This window comes from Dyella sp. RRB7 (genome assembly GCF_022761115.1).
GTDB lineage: Bacteria > Pseudomonadota > Gammaproteobacteria > Xanthomonadales > Rhodanobacteraceae > Dyella.
The window spans coordinates 149,769-162,221 of sequence record NZ_JAKWJS010000008.1; the positions used below are offsets into that span (position 1 = coordinate 149,769).

General features: G+C 60.6%; 12 protein-coding genes. 8 read left to right on the forward strand and 4 right to left on the reverse strand.

Translation table 11 applies throughout. The features are described 5' to 3' along the window. Positions 1 to 27 precede the first annotated feature (27 nt). Both MJ606_RS16915 and MJ606_RS16920 read left to right on the forward strand, forming a co-directional pair. Positions 28 to 516, forward strand: coding sequence for a dihydrofolate reductase (locus tag MJ606_RS16915; RefSeq protein WP_243050719.1), 489 nt, complete (start codon positions 28 to 30; stop codon positions 514 to 516). A 39-nt stretch (positions 517 to 555) separates the two neighbouring features. Continuing rightward, a complete protein-coding gene (locus tag MJ606_RS16920; RefSeq protein ID WP_243050720.1) occupies positions 556 to 1,488 on the forward strand; it encodes a Nudix family hydrolase in 933 nt (310 codons plus the stop codon). Between the two features lie 7 nt (positions 1,489 to 1,495). On the opposite strand, the gene coaE is transcribed toward MJ606_RS16920, so the two are convergent. From coaE to pilB, 4 genes are all read right to left on the reverse strand, one after another. Beyond that, positions 1,496 to 2,119: a dephospho-CoA kinase gene (coaE, locus tag MJ606_RS16925; protein WP_243050721.1), complete on the reverse strand. Its 624-nt coding sequence runs from the start codon at positions 2,117 to 2,119 to the stop codon at positions 1,496 to 1,498. Next, positions 2,116 to 2,973: an A24 family peptidase gene (locus MJ606_RS16930; RefSeq protein WP_243050722.1), complete on the reverse strand. Its 858-nt coding sequence runs from the start codon at positions 2,971 to 2,973 to the stop codon at positions 2,116 to 2,118. The genes coaE and MJ606_RS16930 overlap by 4 nt, the downstream gene beginning before the upstream one ends. A 65-nt stretch (positions 2,974 to 3,038) precedes the next feature. After that, the gene (locus tag MJ606_RS16935) at positions 3,039 to 4,307 is read right to left on the reverse strand and encodes a type II secretion system F family protein (protein WP_243050723.1); all 1,269 of its coding nucleotides are present in this window, start codon (positions 4,305 to 4,307) and stop codon (positions 3,039 to 3,041) included. Between the two features lie 159 nt (positions 4,308 to 4,466). Beyond that, positions 4,467 to 6,188 carry a type IV-A pilus assembly ATPase PilB gene (gene pilB / locus MJ606_RS16940; RefSeq protein WP_243050724.1) on the reverse strand — a complete coding sequence of 574 codons (1,722 nt, stop codon included), beginning with the start codon at positions 6,186 to 6,188 and terminating at the stop codon, positions 4,467 to 4,469. 229 nt (positions 6,189 to 6,417) lie between these two features. Between pilB and MJ606_RS16945 the strand changes: the two genes are divergently transcribed. From MJ606_RS16945 to MJ606_RS16970, 6 genes are all read left to right on the forward strand, one after another. Beyond that, positions 6,418 to 7,590: a DegT/DnrJ/EryC1/StrS family aminotransferase gene (locus tag MJ606_RS16945; RefSeq protein ID WP_243050725.1), complete on the forward strand. Its 1,173-nt coding sequence runs from the start codon at positions 6,418 to 6,420 to the stop codon at positions 7,588 to 7,590. Between the two features lie 158 nt (positions 7,591 to 7,748). After that, complete coding sequence (locus MJ606_RS16950; RefSeq protein ID WP_243050726.1) at positions 7,749 to 8,618, forward strand: glycosyltransferase family 2 protein; 870 nt, start codon at positions 7,749 to 7,751, stop codon at positions 8,616 to 8,618. A 65-nt stretch (positions 8,619 to 8,683) separates the two neighbouring features. Beyond that, positions 8,684 to 9,337 carry a methyltransferase domain-containing protein gene (locus tag MJ606_RS18430; RefSeq protein ID WP_343214828.1) on the forward strand — a complete coding sequence of 218 codons (654 nt, stop codon included), beginning with the start codon at positions 8,684 to 8,686 and terminating at the stop codon, positions 9,335 to 9,337. A 325-nt stretch (positions 9,338 to 9,662) separates the two neighbouring features. Further along, positions 9,663 to 10,625, forward strand: a complete 963-nt coding sequence (locus MJ606_RS16960) for a glycosyltransferase family 4 protein (RefSeq protein ID WP_243050728.1) — start codon at positions 9,663 to 9,665, stop codon at positions 10,623 to 10,625. Next, positions 10,618 to 11,544 (forward strand): NAD-dependent epimerase/dehydratase family protein, encoded by a 927-nt coding sequence (locus MJ606_RS16965; RefSeq protein WP_243050729.1) that lies wholly within the window; start codon positions 10,618 to 10,620, stop codon positions 11,542 to 11,544. The genes MJ606_RS16960 and MJ606_RS16965 overlap by 8 nt, the downstream gene beginning before the upstream one ends. Before the next feature lie 64 nt (positions 11,545 to 11,608). Then, positions 11,609 to 12,358 (forward strand): class I SAM-dependent methyltransferase, encoded by a 750-nt coding sequence (locus tag MJ606_RS16970; RefSeq protein ID WP_243050730.1) that lies wholly within the window; start codon positions 11,609 to 11,611, stop codon positions 12,356 to 12,358. Positions 12,359 to 12,453 lie beyond the last annotated feature (95 nt).

A 12,453-nucleotide genomic window follows, 5' to 3' on the forward strand; every position in this document is an offset into this window, starting at 1 on the left:
CCTGACGCCGATGACTCAAGGATTTACATGGCTATTTCGCTAATCGCCGCGCTGGATGAGAACTTTGCCATCGGCCGTAAGGGACAGCTTCCCTGGCACCTGCCGGACGACCTGCGCTGGTTCAAGCAACTGACCCTCGGCAAGTACGTGCTGATGGGCTACAACACCGCCGTTGCCGTGGGGCGCGCGCTGCCGGATCGCACCAACCTCGTGCTGAGCCGCAAGCATGAAGCGCCGTTCCCGGGCCAGGTCACCGTGCGCTCCCTGGCCGAAGGGCATGCGCGCGCCGGCGGCACGGGCCTGATGGTGATCGGCGGTGGCGAGGTGTATTCCGAGGCGTTGCCGCACGCCAGGCGCCTGTATCTCACCTGGGTCAATGCCGCGGTGGATGGCGCCGATACGTTCTTCCCGGGCGTGCATTTCAGCGATTGGACCGAAGTGGCGCGTACGCACCACAAGAAAGATGCCGAGCACGCGTACGATTTCGATATGGTCGAGTACATCCGCAACGACTGACGGGGCGCTGCGCCGTTGTCTCCCTGCCTGGACCAGCCGATGCACGTCATGGCCGGCGTCATGCTCGACGCGCGTAGCCGCGTGCTGCTGGCGCAGCGGCCACCGGGCAAGCATCTGGCCGGTCTGTGGGAGTTTCCCGGTGGCAAGCTGGAGGCCGGCGAATCCCCCGAGGGTGGCCTGGTTCGCGAATTGCGCGAGGAGCTGGGCGTCGAGGCGGTGATCGCCGAGCCGCTGATCCGGGTGCCTTGGCGCTATGGTGAGCGATCGCTGCTGCTCGATGCCCGGGTGATACGACACTGGCAGGGCGAGCCGCATTCGCTGGAAGGGCAGGCGTTGCAGTGGTGCGCGCCAGATAGCGTCGACCTGTCCATCCTGACGCCAGCCGACCGTCCCATCCTGCGCGCGCTGCAGCTGCCGTCGCTTTACCCCATCACTCCCGCTGACGTGCCGCCCGAGGCGTTCGCCGCCTGGCAGCAGCGCCTTGGCACCGCTATCGAAAACGGCCAGCGCCTGATGCTGTTGCGATTCCCCCTATGGCCAGTGGAGCGCGTGCGCGAGCTGGCCGCGGGGCTGCTGCCGCTGGCGCGGGCACGCGGCGCACAGTTGTTGCTGAGTGGCGACATAGCGGGGGCGTTGATGCTGGGTGCGGGCGTGGGGGTGCAGCTCAAGGCACGCCAGCTCGCCTCTCTGGATGAACGGCCGTTGCCACTGCAGCAGTGGGTCGGGGCCAGTTGCCACGATGACACGGAACTGGCCCGTGCCTTGCCGCTGGCCGATTTCGCCACGTTGTCGCCGGTGTCTGCCACGGCATCCCACCCGGATGCCGCCCCCTTGGGCTGGCCGGCGTTTCAGGCGATGGTGGAAGCCGCTGCCGTGCCGGTCTACGCGCTGGGCGGCATGCGTGCTGCCGATGCGTCGGTGGCAAGGCAGGCCGGCGGGCAGGGCGTGGCCGGTATTCGCGGGTTCTGGTGACGCGGGCTTAGCCCCTGGCTTCGGCCAGTGCCAGATAGCGCGCATGCAGGTGGGCGACGGCCCGATCGAGCTCGGCCTCGTCACCGCTGTTTTCGATAACGTCGTGGGCGATGGTCAGTCGTTCGGTGCGGCTGGCCTGGCGTTCGATCATGCGTCGCGCCAAGGCTTCATCAATGCCGTCGCGTCGTACCAGGCGATCGAGCTGGACGGCTTCGGGGGCATCGACTACCAGGACCCGGTCCACCCAGCGATAGTGCCCCAGGTTTTCGGCCAGCAACGGAATCGCCAGCAGGCAGTAGGGGCCGCGATCGGCCATCACGCGTTCATGCAGCCAGGCACGCACACGGGGATGGATGATGGTCTCCAATGCACGCCGCGCCTCGTCGTCACCGAAAACGCGCTGGCGCATGGCGGCGCGATCGAGCTGGCCACTGGCGTCGAGCACTTCGGCGCCGAAGCGCTCGATCACAGCGTGCCATCCTTCCGTGCCAGCGGCGATCACCTCGCGCGCGGCGACGTCGGCGTCATAGACATGGATGCCCAGCGATTCGAAGCGACGCGATACGGCGCTTTTGCCAGCGGCGATGCCACCGGTCAAGGCGACCACATAGCTATGCCGCTTCGCGTTCATCGCAGCCCTGTCAGCTGGGCGTAGTGCAGCCACAGCCAGTCACCGGCGACAAACCACACCCAACCTGCCGCGGTGATAAACGGACCGAACGGCATGGGAATGTCGCGCTGATGCTTGCGCAACAGAATCAACGAACCGCCGGTCAACGCGCCAATCAGCGAGGACAGCAGGATCACCGGCAACAGCGCGCTCGGCCCCATCCATGCCCCCAGCGCGGCCAGCAGCTTGAAGTCGCCATAGCCCATGCCTTCCTTGCCGGTGAGCAGCTTGAACAGCCAGTACACGCTCCACAGGCTTAGGTAACCGATGGCGGCGCCAAGGATGGCTGCCGGCGGCAACACGAACATCGGTAGCAGGGAGAGCAGCAGGCCCAGCCACAACAGCGGGTAGTTGAGCTGATCGGGCAGATACTGCGTGCGGAAATCGATACCCGACAACGCAATCAGCATCCAGGTAAACACCAGCCCGGCCAGCGCCGGCCACGTCGGCCCGAACTTCCACACGATGATGGCGCTGAGTACACCGCTGAGCAGTTCGACCAGCGGGTACTGAATGGAAATGGGCGTCTTGCAGTAACGGCAACGCCCACCCAGCAGCAGCCAGCCGAACAACGGGATATTGTCCCGAGCCGACAGCGGGTGCTTGCAATGCGGGCAATGCGAGGGCTCACGCACGATGCCGGGCGGCAGCGGCTGCTCATCCGGCTGCATCTCCAGCGTGTCGAGCGCATCCAGCCGCCACTCCGCCTTCATCCGTTCCGGCAGGCGCAGGATCACCACGTTGAGAAAGCTGCCCACCAGCAAGCCAAGCACGCCAGCAGCAAGGATCCAGGCCCACAGCGGAAGTTCGAACATGCGCGGTTCCAAAGGCTATAAAAAAAGCCCCCCTCCCATAGGGAGAGGGGCTTGGATTCGAGAGCTTACACCGTGCCGGCGAGCTTGAAGATGGGTAGGTACAGCGCTACCACCATGCCACCGACCAGTACGCCGAGGATCACCATGATCAGCGGTTCAAGCAGGCTGGAAAGCGTGTCGACGGCGTTGTTCACTTCCTCTTCGTAGAATTCGGCCACCTTGAACAGCATGTGGTCCAGCGCGCCCGATTCCTCACCGATGCCGACCATCTGGATCATCATGTTGGGGAACAGGCCGGTTTGCCGCATCGACAGCTGCAGTTGGTGGCCCACGGCGACGTCGTCGCGCATCTGTTTCACGGCATCGCCATAGACGATGCTGCCCGTGGCGCCGGCCACCGCATCCATCGCTTCCACCAGCGGCACGCCCGCGCGGAAGGTGACGCCCAGCGTGCGTCCGAAACGGGCCAGAGCGGACTGCCGCAAGATGTTGCCGATGACCGGCAGTTTCAACATGACGCGATCAAGAAAATGGGCGAACTTGGGCGAGCGCTTCTTGCCCATGACGAGGGCGATGATGCTGCCGGCAATGCCGATGAGAAGCACCCACCAGTAGGACTTCATGAACTCGGAGGCGGCAACTACCACCTGGGTGGGCGCCGGCAGCTCGGTGCCGGCGTCCTTGAAGGTCTGCGCGAAGACCGGCACCACGAATAGCAGCATGATGACGCAGACCAGGAAAGCCACTGCCATCACCATCACAGGATAGAACAGGGCCTTCTTGATCTTGGCCTTGATGCTCTCCGTGCGCTCCTTGTACGTCGCCACCGTATCGAGCACGGTATCGAGCACACCCGCCGATTCACCCGCGTGGACCAGGTTGCGGTAGAGCTCGTCGAACTGGACCGGATACTTGGCCAGCGCCTCATGCAAGGCCGAGCCGCCCTCGATGCCTTGCTTGACATCGTTGAGCATGTTCTTGAAGCGGACGTTCTTCTGGCCGTCCGCGATGATTTCAAACGACTGCACCATCGGCACGCCCGAGGCCATCATGGTGGCGATCTGGCGACTGAAGATGGCCACGTCGCGGGGCTTGACCGTGCTGCCGCTGGCGCCGAACAGCGGCTTGCCGCGCTCGCGCACCGTCTGCGGATTCATGCCTTGCCGGCGCAGCTCGGCCTTGACGAGCGAGGCATTCTTTGCCGACATCTCGCCTTTCATACGCTTGCCGCGCTTGTCCAGCGCGACCCAGTCGTACATGGTCAGCTTGCTCACCTCGGCACGCTGGGCACCAAGCGACTTGACGTTTTTAGCGGTGGCGGTGGCCGTGGCCATTGCGATTCCCCCTGCTGGTACGGTCGGGTTGCCTCAAATAAGGCGCCCCCTGAATTTTTGCAGCGTAAATCATTATGTTGGAGCAATTCGTGGAGCCAGGCGCAACTTTGATGTGACGGGGCGCCCTATCTGGATGGCCAGGGCGTTTTCCCATCCAACTCAATCCTTGGTGACGCGGTCGATCTCCGCCAGGCTAGTCAGGCCCTTCTTGACCTTGAGCAAGGCCGACGCCCGCAAATCATTCACGCCAGCCTTGCGAGCGGCCTCGGCGATCTGCAAGGCATTGCCACCCTGCAGGATGATCTTCTGAATGTCTTCCAGCATCGGCATTACCTGGTAGATACCCACGCGGCCCTTGTAACCCTCATTGCAGCTATCGCAACCCACAGCCTCGTAGACGGTAAGGCCGGCGTCGATGTCTTCCTGGGTGAAGCCTGCCGCGAGCAGGGTCTGCGGCGGCAGATCCATGGCCTTCTTGCAGTCATGGAGACGGCGCGCGAGGCGCTGCGCAATGATCAGGGTTACCGACGAGGTGATGTTGTAGGGCGCGATGCCCATGTTCATCAGGCGGGAAATGGTCTGTGCTGCGTCGTTGGTATGCAGGGTGGACAGCACCATGTGGCCGGTCTGCGCAGCCTTGATGGCGATCTCGGCGGTTTCCAGGTCGCGGATTTCGCCGACCATGATCACGTCCGGGTCCTGGCGCAGGAACGAGCGCAGCGCCGCGGCAAAGGTCATGCCGCGCTTCACGTTCTGCTGGACCTGGTTGATGCCCTCGACGCGGATTTCCACCGGGTCCTCGACCGTCGAGATATTGCGTTCGGCGGTATTTAGGATATTGAGCGCGGTATACAGCGACACCGTCTTGCCCGAGCCGGTGGGGCCGGTCACCAGCACCATGCCGTAGGGCTTGTGGATGGCGTCCAGGTAGAGCTGCTTTTGCACCTCTTCATAGCCGAGCGCATCGATGCCGAGCTTGGCGGCCGAACCGTCGAGGATACGCAGCACGATCTTCTCGCCGAACAGCGTCGGCAGCGTGCTCACGCGAAAGTCCACCGCGCGGCTCTTGGACAGGTTGAGCTTGATGCGGCCGTCCTGAGGCACGCGGCGCTCGGCGATATCGAGGCCGGACATTACCTTGATACGCGAGGAGATGCGCGAGGCCAGCTTCATTGGCGGGCTGGCCACCGCGCGCAGCATGCCGTCCATGCGCAGGCGGACCCGGTACTGGGTCTCGAACGGCTCGAAATGGATATCCGATGCACCGCGCTTGATCGCATCGACCAGGATCTTGTTGACGAATTTCACCACCGGCGCGTCGTCGTTGGCGTTGGCGTCGATGCCGGTCATCTCGGCTTCTTCGTCGCCGCTTTCCAGCGCCAGATCGTCCAGATCACCACCGCCCATGTCGGGGACAGCGTTGCTCATCGTCGTGAGGACGTTCTCGATGGTGCGCAGCAGCTGGCCGCGCTCCACCAGGATCGGCTCCACCATGCAATTGGAGTGGAACTTGATCTCGTCCAGCGCGTGCGACTGCATGGGGTCGGCGATGCCGACAAACAGCCGCTTGCCGCGCTTGAACAGAGGCAGCGCATGGTGCTTGTTGATCAGCGCCTCGCTGATCAGGTTCACCGGCATTTGCGTGGGCGCCAAGGCGCTCACATCCATTACCGGCATGCCGAACTCGTCCGAGGCGATACGGGTGAGACGGGCGCTGTCGACCAGGTTGTGGTCCAGCAACCAGGCGGCGAGGGTGGTCTTGTGCTGTAGCGAATCGGCCATCGCCTTGCGCACGTCGGCCTCGGGCAGCACATCTTCCGACACCAACCTGCGCGCCATGCCTGATAGGCCCGCGAGCGAGGGTTGCATTAGCGTTGACATAGCGATACTGGCTCAGCCCCCTGATTGGCGAGGAATTTACCCGAGTTGGGCGGGTTGGTCACGCAGCGATCACGGTGAATGACTCCGAGGGTGATGGGGTGCACAGATCCCCAGAGGCTCAAACCCGCCCCCATTGTCATGCAACAGGCGTGCCCTGCCTGGCAAGAAGGACATGGACGTTCCGGCGGGCTTGGGATAGAAAGGCCGTTTTTACCCAGAAGTCTTGCCCGTGTCGAACCCTGATTCCCAGCCCCCTTTCCTGGTTTTTGGCGCCCCGCGTATCGAGGAGGCTGAGATCGCCGAGGTGGAGGCTTGCCTGCGTTCGGGCTGGCTGGGCACCGGGCCCCGCGTGGCCCAGTTCGAGCGCGATTTCGCCGCCTGGCGGCGCGTAAGCCCCTCCCAGGTGGCCGCCGTCAACTCCTGCACGGCGGCCTTGCACGTAAGCATGGTGGCGGCTGGGCTGGAGCCAGGCAGTGAGGTCATCACCACGCCGCTGACCTTTTGCGCCACGGTCAATGCCATCCTGCATGCCGGGCTCACCCCCGTCCTGGCCGACGTGGATCCGGTGACCCAGAACATCGACCCCGATGCCATCGAGGCGGCCATCACCCCGCGTACCCGGGCGATCCTGCCGGTTCATTTCGCCGGCCGCCCCTGCGCGATGGACCGAATTATGGCCATCGCCGACAAATATGGGCTGATGGTGATCGAGGATTGCGCCCATGCCATCGAAACGGAATACCACGGCCGCCCGGTCGGTACCTTTGGCGATTTTGGCTGCTACAGCTTCTACGTCACCAAGAATGTGGTGACGGGGGAGGGCGGCATGATCCTGGGGCGCGATGAAGAGCATATCGCCCGTGCCCGTATCCTCGCCTTGCATGGCATGAGCAAGGATGCCTGGCACCGCTTCAGCGACCAGGGTTACAAGCACTATCAGGTGGTGGAGTGCGGTTTCAAATACAACATGATGGACCTGCAGGCGGCCATCGGCATTCACCAACTGGCCCGGGTGGAGCAGAACTGGGCGCGTCGGCGCGAGCTGTGGCAGCGCTACGACGAGGCCTTTGCGGGGCTACCCATTGGCCTTCCGGCACTGCCCGAGGCCGATACGCGTCATGGGTATCACCTTTACACCGTGATGATCGACGTCGAGCGCTGCGGCATCAGCCGCGACGGCTTCCTGGAAGCCATGAACGCCGGGCGCATCGGAACCGGCGTGCACTACCTTTCGGTACCCGAGCATCCGTACTACCAGCAACGCTTTGGCTGGCGCCCGGAGCAATGGCCCCACGCCATGCGGCTGGGGCGCCAGACCGTCAGCTTACCGTTGTCGCCAGCGATGTCCGATGAGGATGCCGAGAGGGTGATCGATGCCGTCCAGTCCTTGATCGGTCGCTGAGGTTGCCATCGTCCCTGCCTAGGGGCAGGAGCAGGGCAAAACCCTGCGATCTCGATCAGGCAGGGTGTCGACAGCCCCAGTTGCAGTAAAAGGCCGTGCGCCACAGCCGCAGCGCTATCTGCGGGTTATCATGCCGCGTCAACTCCGGGAATGCCCCTTTGAACCGTCTCAGCATCATCCTGCCAGCGAAAAATGAAGGCGCGGCATTGAAGGCTCTCTTGCCCCGCCTGCGCACCGCCCAACCGGACGCGGAAATCATCGTGGTTGATGATGGCTCCACCGACGACACCCGGACGATCTGCGAGGCCAGCGGCGTTCTATGTCTTTCCTCACCCTACTCGATGGGCAACGGCGCCGCCATCAAGCGGGGCGCGCGTGCCGCCACCGGTGACATCCTGGTCTTTATGGACGGCGACGGCCAGCACGATCCTGCGGATATCGCCCGGTTGCTGGAGAAACTCGATCAAGGCTACGACATGGTCGTCGGCGCGCGCGACTGGGAAAGCCAGGCTGGCGTTGGGCGTGGCGTCGCCAATACCATCTACAACTGGTTGGCGACTCGGATGACAGGTCATGTCGTCGCTGATCTGACATCGGGCTATCGTGCTGTTCGCGCGGATAAGTTTCGCGAGTTTCTGCACCTGCTTCCCAATGGGTTTTCCTACCCGACTACCAGCACCATGGCGTTTTTCCGCAGTGCCTACCCGGTGGCTTATGTGCCGATCAAGGCGGCGCAGCGGGTGGGCAAGAGTCACATCAAACCGATTCGCGATGGCATCCGGTTTTTGTTGATCATCTTCAAGATTGCGACGTTGTACTCGCCGCTCAAGTTGTTCGCGCCGGCTAGCGTCGTGTTCTTTCTGCTCGGGTGTATCAACTATGCGTGGACGTTCACGCAAAACGGTCGGCTCACCAATGGAAGCACTCTGATGTGGAGCGCCGGCGTTATCGTGTTTCTCATCGGGTTGGTTTCCGAGCAGATATGCATGCTTACCTATAGCTCATCGCGTAACCAGGAGCATGTGTGAATACAAAGGGGGTTCGTGCGTGGTTACATCCTCTGCGTAAAAGTCCCTTGCATCCGCAGTGGTTCATGTTCCGACATCAGCGGCGCGATAGGCGATGGATTTACGATCGTGCTCAAGGGAGAGTATTGGACATTGGATGCGCTGATGGTTGGGCGCGCGAGATTCTCTCGCATTGTGATTACGTGGGATTGGACTATCCCACTACCGCTAGCGGCATGTATGGGACGCGGCCGCAAGTTTATGCTGATGGAGCAAGCCTTCCTTTCTTATCGGAAAGCTTTGACACGGTACTTCTACTCGAAGTGCTCGAGCACGTTTTAGACGCAGAGCGTGTGTTGACCGAAATTAGCCGGGTTCTCAAACCGAAAGGAAGGCTTCTGGTTAGCATGCCATTCCTCTACCCATTGCATGACGCCCCACACGATTATCGGCGCTACACCGCTCCAGGATTGATTCAAGTGCTGTCCAGCGCGGGGCTTCAGGCCGAGCATGTGACGCCAAGGAATCGGGGGCTTAAAGTTGCTGCGCTTTTGAGCGCAATCGCGTGCGGGGAATTCATGATGGACGCATTGAACAGGCGGCGTTGGCGGTTGGTTTTCGCCCCTTTGGTTGTCGCGGCAATTCCTCTGATCAATATTCTTGGCTGGATGTTCGGATGGATAGGCGATGGACAAATGCTGGCCTCCGGTCATTCAGCGGAGGCACGAAAATCGCAATGAAGCTTCGGCGTCAGAATCGTGGCCTCCGACAAGTGCGGTTATTAGATGCATCAGGGGCAACATTATTGTGTGGACACTGGATGTTTGTCATTTGACCTTTATAAGGATGTGCCGCACTGTGACAGCTTGGTGGTCAGTGTCCAAGTGAACTAGTTTGAGGGGAATGATGCGTGTCCTTTTGGTCAGTACGTCTTATCCGAGTGATGCATCGGATTGGCGCGGTGTGTTTATACGACACATGGTCGCTGCGCTAGCTCGGGTGCCGGGTATTACGCTTGGTGTGTGGGCGCCGCCGGGAGAGCTGCCGGGCACGGTCAAGGCAGTTATGACTCCTGATGAGGCAAGCTGGCTGACCCAGTTGATGGTGGCTGGAGGCATTTCGCATTTAATGCGGAGCAGGGGATGGAAGACCCTATTGGCCCCCTTTAAACTTGCCCGCATGATCGCGGCTGCATATCGACGCCACCCTGAAGTCGATATCTATCACGTCAATTGGCTGCAATGCGCGCTTCCACTGCCGGCCAATGGGAAACCCGCATTGATTGCAGTGCTCGGTAACGACATGAAGTTGCTGAGACTGCCCCTGATGGGGTGGGCGCTGCGGCGGACAATGCGGAAGCGAAAAGTCGCTATCTGTCCAAATGCCGAATGGATGTACGAGCCTCTTAGGGCTGTCTTCGGTAGCGTTGCCGAAATAATCCCTATTTCATTTGGCATCGATCCATGTTGGTATGCCATGGAACGCAAGTCGGTAGCCCAAGAACCTAGGCGTTGGCTCGTCGTCACGCGCCTGACCGGCGATAAGCTTGGCCCTCTGTTCGAATGGTCACAGGATTTCTTTTGTCAGCAGGGGTATGAGTTGCACTTGTTTGGCCCAATGCAGGAGCAGGTCAGTATACCGGACTGGGTGCACTATCACGGCGCTGCTACCCCGCAGCAACTCGTTGAAGAATGGTTTCCTGGCGCTTGTGGCTTGATTACGCTTAGTCGCCACGCGGAAGGACGTCCGCAAGTCATGCTGGAAGCCATGGCGGCTGGACTACCTATCATTGCATCCCGCATGCCGGCGCATGCATCCATCGTCACGCATGGGCGGACTGGCATGCTGTGCGATACGGCGGATACCTACCTTGCTGCATTGGAATGCCTCCAGGATGTTGACATCAATGCGCGATATGGCAGAGCGGCAAGGGAGTGGGCTATTGAGAATCTTGGAACGTGGGATGACTGCGCTCAGCGCTACACGCGTATCTATCGAAGCTTGTTAGGGTGTGATTCGAGTGAGTAACGAGATACTGGTTCTGGGTGCGGGCGGTTTTATCGGTCGGCATCTCGTGCGCGCGTTAGTGCGCAGTGGCGAGCGCGTAATAGCCGTCACTCGAAGCCCAGTCGATTTCGGCGATGTCGCCGTGGAGCAAATCACCGGTGAGTTGGGTCGTTCCCAAGATTTCATTCCGTTGGTCGCGCGAAGTAGAGTTGTGGTGCATTTGGCGACATCTTCTACGCCTGGCAGCACAGCAGGGCAGCCGATGGCGGAATTGGATGGCAACCTTCGTCCCATGCTGGCGTTGCTGGAGGCGATGCAACAATACCCGCACAGCGAGATGCTTTATTTGTCTTCCGGTGGAAGTCTATATGTGGGGGGGGGCGAGATCGGAGCTACTGAAACGTTCGCGGTGAATCCTCGTTCATACCATGGTGCTGGGAAAGTAGCATCGGAATGCTTCATCGGAGCTTGGTGCGCCCAGTATGACGGCGCAGCCACACTAGTGCGACCCTCCAATCTTTATGGGCCTGGTCAGCCGGAGCGGAAGGGATTCGGCATTGTCCCCACGGCATTTGGAAAGATGGTGCGGGGTGAGACGCTGAGCGTTTGGGGCGATGGCTCGGCTGTGCGCGACTATTTGTATGTTGATGATTTCATCGCTTTATGCCTTGCGATCATAGGGACGGCCATGCCAAGAGGCACCCGTGTCATCAACGCATCGAGTGGGATTGGTATCTCATTGAACGAGTTGTTTGATGTGATGGAGGACATTGCTGGAAGGCCGTTGAGGCGAAGTTACGACTGCAGTCGTGCCATCGATGCCACGCGAATCGTGATAGATAGCGGTTTGGCGCGTCAGGCTTATGGTTGGGGGGCCAATACGTCTTTGGCGGAAGGCCTGCTTCGCACCTGGCATTCTTTCACGTCATCCGTGGGTTGAGCGATATGTATGGATTGGCTGATTTCAACGGCAAATTCGTTTCCAATAACCCCGGGCTTGCCTGATGACTGATCGCGGCTACCAGTATGGCTATTCCGACATCAGTTCCGAGATGCACTCGATGGAGGGGCGCAGACGGAAGGCAATGACCATGGCTGCCGTGTTGGGTCACGCTTTCGGCGATTGCTTGCGCAATGTGCGGTTGCTCAACGTGGGGTGTTCGACTGGCATCATTGATGAATGCTTGGCGCTGCATGTGAAGAGTGTTGTCGGCATTGACATTGATGCCCCCGCTATTGAGACGGCGCGCGCGCGCTGCACGTCGAATAACGTTGAGTTTCGCATCGGTGATGCCATGAACATCGACTTTCCGGATGCGAGCTTTGACGTAGTAATCTGTTCGCAGGTGTATGAGCACGTGCCTGATCCTGCAAAAATGATGGATGAGATCTATCGTGTGCTCGTACCCGGCGGTATTTGCTACTTTGCAGCTACGAACAGATTCTGCGTTATGGAGCAGCATTACCATTTGCCGTTCCTGTCCATTATTCCGGTATCGGTGGCACACTGGTATTTAAGGTTGTCCGGTAAGGGGCAGTACTATTATGAGCGCCACAGGAGCCTGGGAGGGCTGCGTGGCCTAGTGCGACGATTCAATGTCGATGATTATACGCAGCGAATTCTTTCAGATCCTGGGATGTTTGCCGCGAGTTATATGTTCAGTGGTCGCATAAAGCTTGGTATAGCGCGTGTATTGGCTCGTTTCGCATACCCGGTATTTCCTGGCTATGTATGGCTTCTCAGGCGACCTTAAGGGGCGGAACGCTCAATCAGTCTTGGTCGTTGGGTAATCCCCCCGCTTTTAGCGGACGTAAAAAGTGGAGCTAAGCAGCCAAGGCCAATTTCTGC